Below are 14,784 nucleotides of genomic sequence, written 5' to 3' on the forward strand. Positions count from 1 at the left end.
CGCGCCCGGCCACCGCCACCAGCCCGCCGCGCATCTCCAGCAGGATCTCCACCGCCGCCCGCATCGCGTCGTCGCTGGCGCCGACGACGATGATGTTGTGGGCGTCGTGGGCCACGGTCGAGGCCAGCGCTCCCAGACGCAGGCCGAAACCGCGGACAAAACCCAGCCCCACGCGGCCGCTGCCGGTATGGCGTTCAATCACGGCCAGCTTGAGCAGATCGCGGCCGGGATCGGCCACCGCCTCGCCGTGCTCGATCTGCGCCTCCGTTTCGGCGGCTTCCGTGACGATCTGATCGGGGATGACCTGGATGACGCGCACCCGCCGCCCGTTGGCCGGGATGCGGAAGCGCAGGCTGCTGCGGGGAACGCTCAGCGAGACAGGAACGGTCGGCAGCTTCTCCGGACGAGTGTAAGGGAGGAGCGCCCCGTCCCTCGCCACCAGTCGGCCGTTTCTGTAGACGAGTCGGGGACGGGGCGCTGACATCTCGTCGAAGACGATCAGGTCCGCGCGCTTCCCGGGCGCGACCGCGCCGCGGTCGTGCAACCCGAAGTACTCCGCGGGGTTGAGCGTGGCCAGCTGGATGGCCAGGATCGGATCCAGTCCCAGGCCGATCGCCTGACGGACCATGCTGTCGATGTGGCCCTCCTCCAGCAGGTGGAGCGGATTGCGGTCGTCGGTACAGAAGACAAAGCGACGGGCGTTGCCGGGGGTGACCAGGGGCAGCAACGCCGCCAGGTTGCGGGCTCCGGTGGCTTCGCGAATCATGATCACCAGCCCGCGGCGCAGTTTCTCCAGGGCTTCCTGCGGTGTCGTGCACTCGTGGTCGGAACCGATGCCGGCTGCGGCGTAGGCGTTGAGCCCCGGGCCGACCAGTCCCGGCGCGTGGCCGTCGACGGGCCGGGCGCCGACGGCGCGCAGTTTGTCCAGAACGTCGGGGTCGGCGGCGAGCACGGCGGGGTAGTTCATCATCTCCGCCAGGCCCAGGACCCACTTGTCGGCCATGAGACTTTCCAGGTCGTAGGCGGACAGCTGCGCGCCCGAGCTCTCCATGGGGCCGGCGGGGACGCAGGAACTGGCCATGACGAAGACGCTGAGCGGGTTGTACTTCGCCGAGTCCAGCATGTAGCGGATGCCCGTCATTCCCAGGACGTTGGCCACTTCGTGGGGATCGGTGATCACGGCGGTCGTGCCGCGGGGGACCACGGCCCGGGCAAACTCCGGGATGGTGACCATCGAGCTTTCGATGTGCACGTGGCCGTCGATGAATCCCGGGGCCAGGTACGCGCCGTTCAGGTCGACGACCTCGACGGCGGGGACGGTGTCGTCGCCGGGTGGCACGACGGCGGCGATGCGGTCGGCGAGGATGGCCACGCCGCCGGGGACGACATCCTGGTTGTAGACGTCCACGATCCGGGCGTTGGCCAGCAGGAGGTCGGCCGGTTCGCGTCCCTGCGCTACCCGAATCAGGCGGGCCAGATCCATCCCCTCGCTCCTTCGACAGGAGCGCAGGGATTCACTTCCGGAAGCCCGAAGGGGGACAACGCACGTCAGGAGGGAGTATGGCGCACATCCTTCCCTATCAGGGCCAGCCCACTTACGATCTGGAGATCGCGGGCACGGTGCGTACGCTGCCCCTCATCCAGGTGTCGCCCGACACGTGGATCGCCTACTACTACAGCCTGGGCGACACTGAGGTCATCGACCGGGGGGCGCGGCTGCTGGCGCCCAAGCTGAGCGGCTGCGAAATCTTTGTCACCACCGAGACCAAAGGTATCCCGCTGGTCCATGCCATCGCGACGTACCTCGGTCTGAAGCCCTACGTGGTGTGCCGCAAGGAGATTCGGCCCTTCATGCTCTCGCCGCTGGTGGTGCGCTACCGGCCCATCACGGCGAAGACCGAGCAGGAGCTGTTCATCGACGGGCGGGACAGCAAGAAACTGGCCGGCAAGAAGGTCGGCATCGTGGACGACATCGTGAGCACCGGAGAGACCATCGAGGCGATGGCGGAACTGGTGCGGCAGGCCGGCGGCACCGTGGTGAGCAAAGCGGCGCTGCTGCTGGAGGGCGAGGAACGGACGGACGTCGTCCACCTCGGCATCCTCCCGATCTTCAAGGCCAACTACGAGGGCGGGCGCCGGTAACCGCGGCAGGCCGTCGCGCTGCGGAGGGCGGCGATGCGCATCCATCTCCCGCGGACGCTCGACGAGGCCCTCGAGATCAAGGCCCGGGATCCGGAGGCGGTGCCCCTGGCCGGCGGCACCGACCTCATGGTCCTGCTGAACTTCGGCCGGCTCCGTCCCCCGGCGCTGCTGGAGATCAGCCGCCTCCCTGAACTGCGGACCTGGCGCCGCGAGAACGGGAGGTTCTTCCTCGGGGCCGGGCTGACCTACAGCCGCATCCTCTCGTCCCTGGCCGAGTTCCGGCCGCTGGTCCAGGCGTCGCGGTCCGTGGGCTCGCCGCAGATCCGCAACCGCGGCACGGTGGGCGGGAACCTCGGCACGGCCTCGCCGGCCGGGGACGCCCTGCCGGTGCTGGCCGCCTACGACGCGGAGATCGTCCTGGTCAGCGCGGGCGGCAGGACGCGCCGCCTGCCCTGGCACCGGTTCCTGGTGGGGCCGAAGCAGACGTCCCTGGCCCCCGACGAGCTGATCCTCGGGGCGCAGTGGACGGTGACGCGCGGCCCCGGATCCTTCTCCAAGGTCGGCACGCGCAACGCGATGGTCATCGCCGTGGCCAGCCTGTGCCTGGTGCTGGACGAAGACCGGCGCCAGGTCCGCGTCGCCCTCGGTTCGGTGGGGCCCACGGTCCTGCGCGCCCCCGAGGCGGAGGCCTTCGCCGCCGGTGTTTTGGGCGCCGCCGGGGCGTGGGACGATCCCCGGGCGCCGGTTCCAGAGGCGGCGCTCGAGGAGTTCGGGGAACGCGTCGCCGCCGCGGCCAGGCCCATCGACGACGTACGCGGGACGGCGGCCTACCGCCGACATGCCTGCCGGGTCCTCGGACGCCGGGCCCTGTCCTGGGCGCTGGCAGACCGGCGGCTGGAGCACTGAAGCGACCCGGGGGGAAAGACGGCGAAGAGGTGGTGCGGCGAAGATGCTGGTGCGTCTGAAAGTGAACGGGGAATGGCGGGAGGCGGACGTCTGGCCCGGGGCCAGCCTCCTCTTCCTCCTCCGGGAGAGCCTGGGACTCGTGGGGTCGAAGAACGCCTGTGAGCAGGGGGAGTGCGGGTCGTGCTCGGTCTGGCTGGACGGGGAACTGGTCTGCGCCTGCCTGGTCCACGCGGCGCAGGCCCACGAGCGCGAGGTGCGCACCGTGGAGGCCCTCGCCCAGGGGCCCCGCCTGCATCCCGTGCAGGAAGCCTTCCTTGAGGCGGGCGCGGTCCAGTGCGGTTTCTGCACCCCCGGGCTGATCGTGGCCGTCGTCGACCTGCTGGAGCGCGACCCGACCCCCGGTGAGCCGACAATCCGCGAAGCGCTGGCCGGCAATCTCTGCCGCTGCACGGGGTACGCGAAGATCATCGACGCCGTGAAGCTGGCGGCGCAGAAGATGGCCGCGCCGTGAGCGGCGGGTTCGGCACGCCGGGTCGTCCGGGGCGATGAGCGCAATTCGGATCGACGGCTGCGAGGTGATCGTGACGATGGACGACGCCGGCCGCGAGATCGCCGGCGGGTCGCTCCTTATCCGCGACGGCGTCATCGCCTGGGTGGGTGCGGGGGAGCCCCCCGCGGATGCGGAGGCGGACGCGGAGGTGGAGGTGATCGACGCCTCGGGGATGGTGGCGCTGCCCGGCCTCGTCAACGCCCACCACCATCTCTACCAGTCGATGACGCGCGTCCGCGCCCAGGAGCAGGGGCTGTTCGGCTGGCTGCAGGAGCTGTACCCTGTCTGGGCGGGACTGAGCGTCGAGTGGATGCGCGCCTCGGCGCGGGCCGGGCTGGCCGAACTGGCTCTGTCGGGGTGCTCGACGACGACAGATCACCACTACATTTTCCCCCGGGGCGCGGCGGGGATCTTCGAGGCCGAGGTCGAGGCGGCGCGGGAACTGGGGTTGCGCTTCCACCCCTGTCGCGGGTCCATGGACCTGGGACAGTCGCGCGGGGGGCTCCCTCCGGACGGGGTGGTCGAGGAGATCGACGACATCCTGAGCCAGACCGCGGATCTCATAAGGCGCCTCCACGATCCCGCCCCCGGGTCGATGCTGCGCATTGCGGTGGCGCCGTGTTCCCCCTTTTCGGTCAGCCGCCGCCTCATGGAAGAATCCCGGGTGCTGGCGCGCCGGCTGGGGGTCCGGCTGCACACCCACATCGCCGAAACCCTGGATGAGGAACGGTTCTGCCTGGAGACCTTCCACCGGAGGCCCGTCGAGCTCCTGGAGGACCTGGACTGGCTGGGCCCCGATGTCTGGCTGGCGCACTGCGTGCACGTCAGTGCGGCGGACATTGACCGCCTCGCCAGGACGGGCACCGCTGTGGCCTGGTGTCCCACCTCGAACCTCAGGCTGGGGTCGGGCCTGGCTCCCGCCCGGGATCTGCTGGAGGCGGGGGTGCCGGTGGGCCTCGCCGTGGACGGGTCGGCCTCCAACGACAGCGGCCACCTGCTGGCCGAGGTCCGGCAGGCGATGCTCGTGGCCCGGGGACGCAGCGGTCCCTCGGCCATGAGCGCCCGTCAGGCGCTGCGGGTCGCCACGCGCGGGAGCGCCGCCTGCCTGGGGCGGGAGGACATCGGCGCACTCGAGCCGGGGAAGCGGGCGGACGTGGCCCTGTTCGATCTCGCCAATCTGGCCTACGCCGGCGCCGAGGCCGATCCGGTGGCGGCGCTCGTGTTCTGCCAGAGCCAGCGGGTCACCCATCTCCTGGTGGAGGGGCGCTGGGTGGTGCGCGACGGCGAACTGGTCACGGCCGACGAGGGCGCCATCGGGCGCGAGGTGCGGCGTCTGGCGACGCAGATCCTCAGCGGGGGACGGCGATGAGCACGAAGGTCCGCGAGCGCACGAAGGGCGGGGTCGGGGAGAGCGTCCACCGCGTGGACGGGGTGCCCAAGGTCAAAGGGCAGTTTCTGTACGGCAGCGATCTGTGGGCCGAGGAGATGCTTTGGGGCTACACGGTGCGCAGTCCCCACGCCCATGCCCGCATCCGCTCCGTCGACGTGTCCGCGGCCCTGGTCTATCCCGGCGTCCACGCCGCGCTCGTGGCCGCGGACGTCCCCGGCAAGAAGGTCTATGGCCTGGAGATTCCCGACCAGCCGGTGCTCGCCTGGGACCGCGTGCGCTACCAGGGCGAACCGGTGGCCATCCTGGCGGCGATCGACCTGGAGACCGCGCGGCGCGCCGCCGACCGGGTCAGGGTTGTCTACGAGGTCCTTCCGGCGGTCACCGATATGGAGCAGGCCCTGCGGCCCGACGCGCCGCAGGTGCACGACCACGGGAACGTCGTCAAGCACGTCCACATCGAACACGGCAATCCCGAGGCCGGCGCCGATGTCTGGGTGGAGGGCTATTACGAGACCGGGATGCAGGATCAGGCGATCCTCGGGCCGGAGTCGGGCCTGGCGGTGCCGGCGGAGGACGGCGGCGTGGATCTCTACGTGGCCACGCAGTGGCTGCACGTGGATCGGGAGCAGATCGCACCCTGTCTGAATCTCCCCAAGGAGAAAGTCCGCCTGCATCTGGCCGGCGTGGGCGGCGCCTTCGGCTCCCGCGAGGACGTGAGCATGCACATCCACGCCTGCCTGCTGGCGCTGCGCACGAGGCGCCCGGTGAAGATGGTCTACTCGCGCGAGGAGTCGTTCTTCGGTCATGTCCACCGCCATCCCGCGCGCATCTGGATGCGCCACGGGGCGACGCGGGACGGCCGGCTGGTCTGCGTGCGGGCGCGCCTGATCATCGACGGCGGCGCCTATGCCTCCTCCTCCCCCGCCGTCATCACCAACGCCTCGACCTTCGCCGCCGGGCCCTATGAGGTGCCCAACGCCCTGATCGACGGCACGGCCGTGTACACCAACAACCCGCCCTGCGGGGCGATGCGCGGCTTCGGGGCGGTGCAGGCCTGCTTCGCCTACGAGGCGCAGATGGACAAACTGGCCCGGGCGCTGGGGCTCGATCCGGTCGAGCTGCGTTTGCGCAACGCCCTGCAGACCGGCTCCGTCCTGCCCACGGGCCAGGTCGTCCACGGCAGCGCGCCGGTGCGGGAGGTGATCCGCCGCTGCGCAGAGTTGCCCCCGCCCGCGGAGCCGGTGGAGCGGGATCCGCTCTCTTTCCCCGGCGGGGCGGGCAATGTCGGCCGCGGGGAACGCCTGCGCCGCGGCGTCGGCTTTGCCGTCGGCTACAAAAACATCGCCTACAGCGCCGGCTTCGACGACTCGGCGGAGGCGCGGGTGAAGCTCTTCGCCGTCAGTTCTCGACCCGTGGCCGAGGTGCACAGCGCGGCGGCCGAAGTCGGCCAGGGCGTCCACACCATCCTGGTGCAGATCGCCAGAGAAGAGCTCGGGATCGAGCAGGTCATCCTTCACCCGGCGGACACACTCGTGGGCTCGGCCGGCTCCAGTTCCGCCTCGCGTCAGACGATGATGTCCGGGGGCGCGGTGCAGCTGGCCTGCCGCGCCGTGCGGGAGCAGCTCTTCGAACGCGTCCGACAGTGGGCGCGGACCCGGGGGATGCGGCTCGGCGACGACCTGGCGGTCGTCGGGGGTGAGGTGGTGGCCGACGGTCGCCCCATCGCGTCCGTCGTGGAGTTCCTCGACCCGCCCATCGTGGCCACCCGCGTGTACCATCACCGCAAGACCACCCCTCCCGACGAACGCGGGCAGGGAGATATCCACGTCACCTTTGCCTTCGCCGCGCAGCGTGCCGTGGTGGAGGTGGATGAAGACCTCGGGCTGGTCCGCGTCCTCCAGGTGGCCTGCGCCCAGGACGTGGGGCGGGCGATCAACCCCCAGGCGGTCTACGGCCAGATCGAGGGCGGGACGGCGCAGGGGCTGGGCCTGGCCCTCATGGAGGAGCTGCAGATCCGGGAGGGCCGCATCCTCAACCCGTCGTTCACGGATTACCTCATCCCGACCATCCTGGACATGCCCCCGGTCATCTCCACCCTGGTGGAGGAGCCGGAGCCGGGCGTCCCCTTCGGTGCCAAGGGCGTCGGCGAGTTCTCCGCCGTGGTCTCCACGGCGGCGATCGTCGCCGCCCTGCGCAACGCCACCGGCCGCGAGCTCAACCGCGTTCCCGTCCGTCCCGACGACCTGATCGGACTCGCCCCGCCGCGGACGAGTCCCGGTCCGCCGCCCCCACCGGCCGTCAGGGGCGCCGCCTGAACCCTCATGCGCACGGTGTTCGCCGGGGGGACGATCGTCGGTCCCGACGGGATCATCCGGGCCGACCTCCTGGTGGAGGGGGAGCGGATCGCCGCCATCGGCCCCGCCCTGCCGCGGGACGATGCCCGGGTCGTCGATGCGACGGGTCTCTACCTGCTGCCCGGCGGCATCGACGTGCATACGCACCTGGACATGCCCCTCGACGACATCGCCTCGACCGACGACTTCACCTCCGGACACGTGGCCGCGGCCTTCGGCGGGACGACATCGCACATCGATTTCGTGATCCAGGAGCGGGGCGGTACGCTCCGCCAGGCCCTCGACGCGTGGCACCGGCGGGCAGAGGGCAAGGCCTGCATCGACTACGGTTTCCACATGACCATCGCGGATCCGCATCCCCGGGTGCTCGAGGAGATGGCCCGATTGCCCGATTGGGGGATCTCCACGGTCAAGGTGCTGATGGCCTACAAGGGCCGTCTCCAACTGGACGACACGCAACTGCTGGCGGTGATGCGCGCCTCGGCGGAGCACGGCCTGCTGACGATGGTGCACTGCGAGAACGGCGACATCATCGAGGTCCTGGTCCGGGAAGCCGTCGCCGCGGGCCGGCGGGAGCCGAAGTACCACCCCCTCACCCGGCCGGCCGTGCTCGAGGGCGAGGCGACCGCCAGGGCCATCGCCATTGCCGCGGTGGCCGGCGCCCCCCTCTACGTGGTCCACCTCACCTGCCAGGTCGCCCTGGAGCAGGTGCGCGCGGCGCAGCGGCGCGCCCAGCAGGTGCTGGCCGAGACCTGCATCCAGTACCTGTTCTTTACCGCCGCCGACCTGGACCGCCCCGACTTCGAGGGCGCCAAGTTCGTCTGCTCCCCGCCCTTCCGGACCGCGGCCGACCAGGACGCGCTGTGGGCGGGGCTCCGGGAGGGCACGCTGGTCGTCGTCTCCACCGACCACTGCCCGTTCAACTTCGCCGGGGAGAAGCAGCGCGGCCGGGACGACTTCACCCGGATCCCCAACGGCGTGCCGGCGATCGAGGACCGGCTGGTCATGCTCTATCAGGCCGGCGTCAACGGGGGGCGGATCCCGCTGTCCCGTTTTGTCGAAGTGACGGCGACCAACCCGGCGAAGATCTTCGGTCTCTATCCGCGGAAAGGGATCCTGGCCGCGGGGTCGGACGCCGACATCGTGCTGTGGGATCCGCAGGCTCGCCGCACGATCAGCGCGCGGACCCACCACATGCGGGTGGACTACAACCTCTTTGAAGGCAGCGCCGTGGTCGGTGCGCCTGTGGGCACCTGGCTGCGCGGCCGGCAGATCGTGGACGGCGAGCGGTTCCTCGGCCAGGCCGGCGCGGGCCGGTTTCTCCACCGGGCGCGTTTCGATCCGGTTCTGACGGGGAGGATCTAGGCCAGGGGGGGACGCAGGGCGAGGTGGCGCCGGTCGATCTCCTCGACCCGCCCCGCTTCTTCCTCCCAGAAGGCTCGGCCGCGCATCCGGCGCAGCGTCTCCTCGGTGTAGCCGAGCCGCACCCAGGTGGCTTCCTTCTGGGCGAACAGGCGCGCTTTCTGCTCGGGGGGCTGCACGTTCAAGATCTCCTCGGGGGTGGAGGCCTGGAAGGGGTGCTCCGTCCAGCGGGCAAGCCGCTGCGGCCAGTCGGGGTGGCGCGTTTTCAGGTCGGCGATCACGGACGGGTAGCGGTCGAAACCGTCGGTGGCGACGGTGACCACGTTGTCCCCCCGCCCCAATCCCAGGTACTTCGCCATCCGCACCGCGGCGATGATGTTGCATGCGCCCGAGATCCCCAGGAGTGTCCCCCACGGCGTCTCCTGCAGCGCCAGCAGGCTCCACAGACAGTCCTCGTCGTGCACCAGCAGGACGTAATCGGTGTTGAGCACGTTGTGGATCAAGGTCACCATCTTGTCGCCCACGCCTTCGATCCGGTGCGAGCCGATGCCGTTGTTGTAGAGGGTGGGACACTCCCGGGGTTCGGGCGCGGCAACCAGGGCCTCGGGGAATCTGGCCTTGATCTCGTCGCCTGCGGCCAGGGTGCCTGCCGAGCCGGGAGCGGCCACGAAGAGGGCGACGCGGCCGTTGCCGTGCGCCGCGGCGGCCTCCAGGGCGGCCGGGCCCGTGACGGCGCGATGGAAGCGGTAGTTGGGCAGGAGCGAGAACTGCTCCAGGACGATGAACTCCGGCCGGTGCAGATAGGCGGCGTGGGTGCGCTCGAGAGTCAGGATCACATCCGATTCCGTGCCCGGGGTCAGGTCCAGCTCCCCGCCGTAGCGCCGGATGCGCTCGTACCGCTCCCGGCTCATCCCGTCCGGCATCACCACCACCGCCCGGTATCCCTTCAGCTGGGCGACATAGGCCGTGCCGATCCCGAAGTTCCCGGTGGACGGGCCGACCACCGTGTGCACGCCCGGCCGGGCCCGGCCCTCCAGTTCGGCCTCCATGAGCGTCGTGTACACCGGCCCGACCTTGTGGCTGCCGGAAGGGAAGTGACATCCGATCAGGACGATGACGTTCGCCTCCACTCCGGTCAGGTCCGCCGGCAGGACCGCATGGTTGATCGTCCCGTCGGGCCGGCGCCAGGTGATGTTGAAGAGGTTGAGCGGGTCCTCTTCGCGGGCGCGCGCCTCGACCACGCGCCGGCGGAAGGCGTCGGGCAGCAGGCGCGGGTCGCGCATTTCGGCGTAGGTGGGGCCGGGGACGTTCGTCACGGCTGTGTCCTCGTCACCGTCCTCCGAGGATGCACGCTCGCGGCCACCGCGTCCAGCGACGGCTCGATCTCCACCGCACGTCCGGCGGCGCGCAGCGTCCCCGCGATGTCCTTCAGCCCCGTGCCGGTGATCACCAGGAGGAGACGTTCGTGCCGCTCGACGGCGGCCTGCTCCAGGAGATGCGGGATCGCCGCCACCCCGGCCACCGCCGCCGGTTCTCCCCAGATGCCGGTCGTTCGGGCCAGCAGGCGCATCGCCTCAAGGATCTCTTCGTCGGTCACGGTGACGAAGGTCCCGCCGGAGTCCCGAACCGCCCGGAGCGCTTTCCGCCAGTTGCGGGGCGTGCCCACGGCGATGCCGTCGGCCAACGTCCGCGCCGGGCCGGGTTCGAGCGGCCGGCCCGTACGGAACGCCTGGGCGATGGGCGCGGCGCCCGCGGCCTGCACCCCGATGACCCGCGGGAGACGCCCGGTCAGGCCGAGGTCCCGGGCCTCGCGCAGGCCCTTGGCGATGCCGGCCAGCGTGCAGCCGTCGCCCACCGGGACGACCACCGCGTCCGGCGGCTCCCAGGACAGCTGCTCGGCGATCTCCAGGCCGGCGGTCTTCTTCCCTTCCACCAGGACCGGGTTGACGGCGCTGTTGCGGTTGTACCAGCCGAAGCGTTCGGCCGCCGCCATGGAGAGGGCGAAGGCGTCTTCGTAGGTCCCGCGCACCCGGAACACCGTGGCCCCATAGATCAGCATCTGGGCCAGTTTGGCCTCGGCGGCGTGATGGGGAAGGAAGATATAGGCCTGCAGGCCCAGCGGCGCGGCCTGTCCGGCCAGCGACGACGCGGCGTTTCCCGTGGAGGCGCAGGTGATCTCGCGGCTGCCGCCGGCCGCCGCCCGCACCGCGCCGACGCTGCTGGCGCGGTCTTTCAGCGAGCCCGTGGGATTCCGTCCTTCGTCTTTCAGGTAGAGGGCGTGCAGGCCGTAGTGCCGCGCCAGCGGGGCGGCATCGACGATCGGGGTCCACCCCACGGGTGGCTGCGCTCGGGGTTGCCGGTCAGCCGGTCGCGCGTCAGCAGCCGACGGACGGCGTCGTAGTCGTACTCGATGTCCAGGATTCCCTCGAGCCCGCAGGCCGGGCAGGTGAAAGGCGCCTCCGGGGGCGCATAGGCGCGCCCGCAGAGGGTGCAGACGAAACGGGTAACCAGGCCGAATCCCGACGGCATGTGTTGCGTCCTTCGTGCCGTGGCGAGGGATCTCCCCCTGCAGGGCGAACACCTGCACCATGTCCGTCTCCGCCGATGTGATCCGCCGTCTCGACGAGTTCCTGGGCAGCCTGGAGAGCGAGATGATTGCGTTCCTCCGGGAGATCGTGGCCATCCCCAGCATGGACGGTCAGCTGGCCGACGTGGGCCGCGCCGTCGGCGACCGGATGCGCCGTCTCGGCTTCGAGGAGGTGCGCTTCGACGCGATGGGCAACATCCTGGGCCGCATCGGCTCCGGCCCGCGCCTGCTGCTTTACGACAGCCACCTGGACACCGTCGGGGTGAGCGACCGGGCGGCCTGGGCCTGGGATCCCTTCCAGGGCAAGGTCGAAGACGGCGTCCTCTACGCGCTGGGCGCGGGCGACGAGAAGGGCAGCACCCCGCCCATGCTCTACGCGCTGCACGCCCTCCAGCGCCTGGGATTGCTCGGGGGCTGGACCTGCTACTACTTCGGTAATATGGAGGAGTGGTGCGACGGCATCGCCGCCCACGCCCTGGTCGAGCACGAGCGCCTCCGTCCGGAGTTCGTCGTGATCGGCGAGCCGACGCGCCTGCAGGTCTACCGCGGGCATCGGGGCCGCGTCGAGGTGAGCGTCACCTTCCGCGGGAAGACGGCGCATGCCAGTGCGCCCGAGCGCGGGGACAATGCCGTCTACAAAGCGGCGGCCTTCGTCCGGCACGTGGCCGAGCTGAACAGGACGTTCACCGGTGATCCCTTTCTGGGGCCCGGAACGATCGCCGTGACGCAGATCCAGAGCCGGGCGCCCTCCCTGAACGCCGTGCCGGACGTCTGCGCGCTGTACATCGACCGACGGATCACGGTCGGGGAGACGAAGGAAGAAGTGCTGGCCGAGTTGCGGGGGCTGCCGGGCGGGAACGAGGCCGAGATCGTGATTCCCCTCTACGAGCAACCGAGCTACACCGGGTTCGTCTTTCCCGTGGAGAAAGTCTACCCGGCCTGGGCCTTGCCGGAAGATCACGTGCTGGTCCGGGCGGGTCAGGAAGCGGCGCGCCTGGCCTACGGGAGACCGACCGACCTCGGCCGCTGGGCGTTCTCCACGAACGGCACGTACTGGATGGGGAAAGCCGGCATTCCCGCCATCGGCTTCGGACCCGGCGACGAGCGCTACGCGCACACCACGCTGGATCAGGTGCCCCTGGCCGAGGTCACCGCCGCATCCCGCTTCTACGCCCTGCTGCCCCTCGTCCTCGGGGAGATGGTGTCCTGAGCGGCCGGCAGTGGCCGAGCCCCGTCACCCCGATGCCCGATGACTATGTCCCGCGGGACCGGGGTATGATCAATGAGTGCAGGTCAGGACCCCGGTGGGACCTCCCGGGAATCACCCGCTCCACACTCCGTCCAAGGAGGTGCGTGGTGCTTTTGCGGATCCTCGCAGTGGCAGCCGTGTTTGTGCTCGTCGCCAGTCTCGTGACCCCCGTCGGGGCGCAGATGGCGTTGCGGCACACCTTCACCTTTCGGTACTGGGGAAGCACCTTCTCCTTCGGCAACCCGCCTCCCGCCACCTACCAGTACAACCAGCCCGGCTGGGGGTTCTCCTACAGAGGAGATGCACGGAATAGACCCTGGGCTCTCACCTTCAACTATGACGGGTTGAGCGCCCCCGGGCAGTTCTGGGAGACGGCGACGATGTGGAACATCAACGCCCACCGCCGGTTGCCCAACATCCCCAACGGGCAGGCCAGCGTGTTCCTCGGCTACGGCAGCGCGACTCTGTCCAACACCGTCGGCGGGCAGGGCGGGACCTCTGCCGGCTTCCGGCTCGGAGCCGACGCCCGCGTCAACCTGGGGCCGTCGACCGCCGGCTGGTACGTCACCGGCGAGGCCGCCTGGGGACCGAGCTGGGACAACACCTTTGCCGCCTTTCCGGCCTTCGCCAACGGTCCCACGACCGAGTACAAGATCGCCCTGGGACGGGAGTTCGGTCCCAATGCGTCGGCGCAGATCGGCTGGCGTTCCTTCAACTGGAGCATTCCGACCTCTCCGGGATGCGGCACCAGCCCCGGCTGCCAGCTGCGGTGGAGCGGCTGGACGCTTGAGGTCGTGACGCGCCGCTAGCGCGGGCTTCGGAACGGTTGCGCCTGTCGCCGGCCGTCCGGCCGGCGACAGGCGTTCTTCGGTCCCGTCCGGCGGGACCGACCGCTCAGAAGGACTGTCCCCGGTACGCCCAGCCCGTAAGGCGGCGTTCAACGACGGCGAAGGCGGCGAACAACACCACGCCCATCCCCGCCACGGCGACCAGACCGGCGAAGACCAGAGGCACGTCGAAGCGCGAACTGGCGGACAGCATCAGGTAGCCGATCCCCCGGTTCGCGGCCACCGTTTCCGAGATCACGGCGCCCACGAAGGCCAGCGTCACCGCCACCTTGAGCGAGGCGAAGAAATAGGGCAGGGACCGCGGGAGGCCGATCTTGAGGAAGATCTCGCCTTTACTCGCGCCCAGGGACCGCAGGACATCCTGCAGCTCCGGTTCCAGGGTGGCCAGACCGGTGGCCACATTGACCACGATGGGGAAGAAGGAGATGAGGAAGGCGGTGACGATGGCCGGGACGGTGCCGATCCCGAACCAGATGACGAGCACCGGGACGATGGCCACCTTCGGCACGCTGTTGAAGCCGACGAGCAGCGGATACAGCGCGCGGTAGATCAGCCCCGAGTAGCCGATGGCCAGCCCGAGGGCCAGCCCGCCGATGATGGCCAGGCCGAAGCCGACCAGCGTCGTGTACAGGGTCTGCGCGGCGTTGAACCAGAGGGCCTCGCGCCAGGTCCACAGCGACCGCCCGATGACCATGGGACCCGGGAGGACGAAGACCGGAATTCGGAACGCCCGCACGGCGGCTTCCCAGCCGACAACCACCAGGACGCTGACGGCCAGGGGGGGCGCGATCTCCTCCCACCGCCGCCGGGCCGGGGTCATGCGCTCCGTCCCTCCCCGATCCGGCGGCGGATCTCGTGGTAGAGCTCGGTGAAGCGCGGAGTGAAGGTATCCTCCAGCGTCCTCGGCCGGGGGAGATCGGAGTCGGCGCGATAGATGATCCGCCCCGGCCGCGGGCTCATCACGTAGACGGCGTCGGCCAGAAAGACGGCTTCCCGCAGGTCGTGGGTGACCAGCACGACGGTAAACTTCCTCCGCAGCCAGAGGTCCTGCAGGACCTGCCACAGCTCTTCGCGGGTGAAGGCGTCCAGCGCCCCGAAGGGCTCGTCGAGGAGCAGCAGGTCGGGCTCGTGGATCAGGGCCCGGCACAGGTTCACCCGCTGCTGCTGGCCGCCGGAGATCTGCCAGGGAAACCGGGTCTCGAACCCGGCCATGCCCACCGACGCCAGCAGCTCGCGGGCCCGGGCGGCATACTCGTGGCGCCGGGTCCGGAACCGCTGCTTGTGCGGTTCGACGATCTCCAGGGGGAGCAGGACGTTCTCCAGCGTCCGGCGCCAGGGCAGGAGGATCGGGTTTTGGAAGGCCATGCCGACATTTTTCTGCGGGCCCAGGACCGGT

Annotated in this window: 14 protein-coding genes; 8 read left to right on the plus strand and 6 right to left on the minus strand. The window is 70.4% G+C overall.

Annotated elements, in window-relative coordinates; all coding sequences use genetic code 11:
* Positions 1–1,483 (minus strand): adenine deaminase (gene ade, locus QN141_13740; protein MDR7559540.1); only part of this gene is annotated, 1,483 nt, incomplete at its 3' end.
* Positions 1,484–1,560: 77 nt separating this feature from the next.
* Here ade and QN141_13745 point away from each other — a divergent pair.
* Genes QN141_13745 through hydA form a run of 6 tightly spaced genes read left to right on the plus strand, consistent with a single transcriptional unit; the run spans position 1,561 to position 8,707 of the window.
* Positions 1,561–2,142, plus strand: coding sequence for a phosphoribosyltransferase family protein (locus tag QN141_13745; GenBank protein ID MDR7559541.1), 582 nt, complete (start codon positions 1,561–1,563; stop codon positions 2,140–2,142).
* Positions 2,143–2,175: 33 nt separating this feature from the next.
* Positions 2,176–3,048 carry an FAD binding domain-containing protein gene (locus QN141_13750; protein ID MDR7559542.1) on the plus strand — a complete coding sequence of 291 codons (873 nt, stop codon included), beginning with the start codon at positions 2,176–2,178 and terminating at the stop codon, positions 3,046–3,048.
* A 43-nt stretch (positions 3,049–3,091) separates the two neighbouring features.
* Complete coding sequence (locus QN141_13755) at positions 3,092–3,559, plus strand: (2Fe-2S)-binding protein (GenBank protein ID MDR7559543.1); 468 nt, start codon at positions 3,092–3,094, stop codon at positions 3,557–3,559.
* 34 nt (positions 3,560–3,593) lie between these two features.
* Positions 3,594–4,967, plus strand: a complete 1,374-nt coding sequence (locus QN141_13760) for an 8-oxoguanine deaminase (protein ID MDR7559544.1) — start codon at positions 3,594–3,596, stop codon at positions 4,965–4,967.
* The gene (gene pucD, locus QN141_13765) at positions 4,964–7,303 is read left to right on the plus strand and encodes a xanthine dehydrogenase subunit D (protein MDR7559545.1); all 2,340 of its coding nucleotides are present in this window, start codon (positions 4,964–4,966) and stop codon (positions 7,301–7,303) included. Before QN141_13760 ends, pucD begins: the two co-directional genes overlap by 4 nt.
* Positions 7,304–7,309: 6 nt before the next feature.
* Positions 7,310–8,707, plus strand: coding sequence for a dihydropyrimidinase (gene hydA / locus QN141_13770; protein ID MDR7559546.1), 1,398 nt, complete (start codon positions 7,310–7,312; stop codon positions 8,705–8,707).
* Here the strand turns inward: hydA and QN141_13775 are convergent.
* Genes QN141_13775 through QN141_13785 form a run of 3 tightly spaced genes read right to left on the minus strand, consistent with a single transcriptional unit; the run spans position 8,704 to position 11,233 of the window.
* Positions 8,704–10,020: a pyridoxal-phosphate dependent enzyme gene (locus tag QN141_13775; GenBank protein MDR7559547.1), complete on the minus strand. Its 1,317-nt coding sequence runs from the start codon at positions 10,018–10,020 to the stop codon at positions 8,704–8,706. The two genes, hydA and QN141_13775, sit on opposite strands and share 4 nt — an antisense overlap.
* Entirely contained in the window at positions 10,017–11,039 is a 1,023-nt protein-coding gene (thrC, locus tag QN141_13780; GenBank protein MDR7559548.1) for a threonine synthase, read from the minus strand. The genes QN141_13775 and thrC overlap by 4 nt, the downstream gene beginning before the upstream one ends.
* Positions 10,970–11,233 (minus strand): hypothetical protein, encoded by a 264-nt coding sequence (locus QN141_13785; protein ID MDR7559549.1) that lies wholly within the window; start codon positions 11,231–11,233, stop codon positions 10,970–10,972. Before QN141_13785 ends, thrC begins: the two co-directional genes overlap by 70 nt.
* 59 nt (positions 11,234–11,292) lie before the next feature.
* Here QN141_13785 and QN141_13790 point away from each other — a divergent pair, with 59 nt between their 5' ends.
* Both QN141_13790 and QN141_13795 read left to right on the plus strand, forming a co-directional pair.
* Positions 11,293–12,501 carry a YgeY family selenium metabolism-linked hydrolase gene (locus tag QN141_13790; GenBank protein ID MDR7559550.1) on the plus strand — a complete coding sequence of 403 codons (1,209 nt, stop codon included), beginning with the start codon at positions 11,293–11,295 and terminating at the stop codon, positions 12,499–12,501.
* A 167-nt stretch (positions 12,502–12,668) separates the two neighbouring features.
* Positions 12,669–13,349: a hypothetical protein gene (locus QN141_13795; protein ID MDR7559551.1), complete on the plus strand. Its 681-nt coding sequence runs from the start codon at positions 12,669–12,671 to the stop codon at positions 13,347–13,349.
* An 85-nt stretch (positions 13,350–13,434) separates the two neighbouring features.
* Here the strand turns inward: QN141_13795 and QN141_13800 are convergent, their stop codons facing one another.
* Together QN141_13800 and QN141_13805 are read right to left on the minus strand one after the other, a co-directional pair.
* A complete protein-coding gene (locus tag QN141_13800; GenBank protein MDR7559552.1) occupies positions 13,435–14,208 on the minus strand; it encodes an ABC transporter permease in 774 nt (257 codons plus the stop codon).
* A partial coding sequence (locus tag QN141_13805) for an ABC transporter ATP-binding protein (GenBank protein MDR7559553.1) occupies positions 14,205–14,784 on the minus strand: 580 nt, incomplete at its 5' end. The genes QN141_13800 and QN141_13805, both read right to left, overlap by 4 nt.

Source organism: Armatimonadota bacterium, from assembly GCA_031459765.1.
Lineage (GTDB): Bacteria > Sysuimicrobiota > Sysuimicrobiia > Sysuimicrobiales > Kaftiobacteriaceae > Kaftiobacterium > Kaftiobacterium secundum.

Excerpts from the sequence above, each read along its gene's own strand:
- QN141_13755 (MDR7559543.1), top strand. The coding sequence starts at position 3,092 with ATGCTGGTGCGTCTGAAAGTGAACGGGGAATGGCGGGAGGCGGACGTC.
- hydA (MDR7559546.1), top strand. The coding sequence starts at position 7,310 with ATGCGCACGGTGTTCGCCGGGGGGACGATCGTCGGTCCCGACGGGATC.
- QN141_13745 (MDR7559541.1), top strand. The coding sequence starts at position 1,561 with ATGGCGCACATCCTTCCCTATCAGGGCCAGCCCACTTACGATCTGGAG.
- QN141_13790 (MDR7559550.1), top strand. The coding sequence starts at position 11,293 with ATGTCCGTCTCCGCCGATGTGATCCGCCGTCTCGACGAGTTCCTGGGC.
- QN141_13750 (MDR7559542.1), top strand. The coding sequence starts at position 2,176 with ATGCGCATCCATCTCCCGCGGACGCTCGACGAGGCCCTCGAGATCAAG.
- pucD (MDR7559545.1), top strand. The coding sequence starts at position 4,964 with ATGAGCACGAAGGTCCGCGAGCGCACGAAGGGCGGGGTCGGGGAGAGC.
- QN141_13760 (MDR7559544.1), top strand. The coding sequence starts at position 3,594 with ATGAGCGCAATTCGGATCGACGGCTGCGAGGTGATCGTGACGATGGAC.
- QN141_13800 (MDR7559552.1), bottom strand. The coding sequence starts at position 14,208 with ATGACCCCGGCCCGGCGGCGGTGGGAGGAGATCGCGCCCCCCCTGGCC.
- QN141_13785 (MDR7559549.1), bottom strand. The coding sequence starts at position 11,233 with ATGCCGTCGGGATTCGGCCTGGTTACCCGTTTCGTCTGCACCCTCTGC.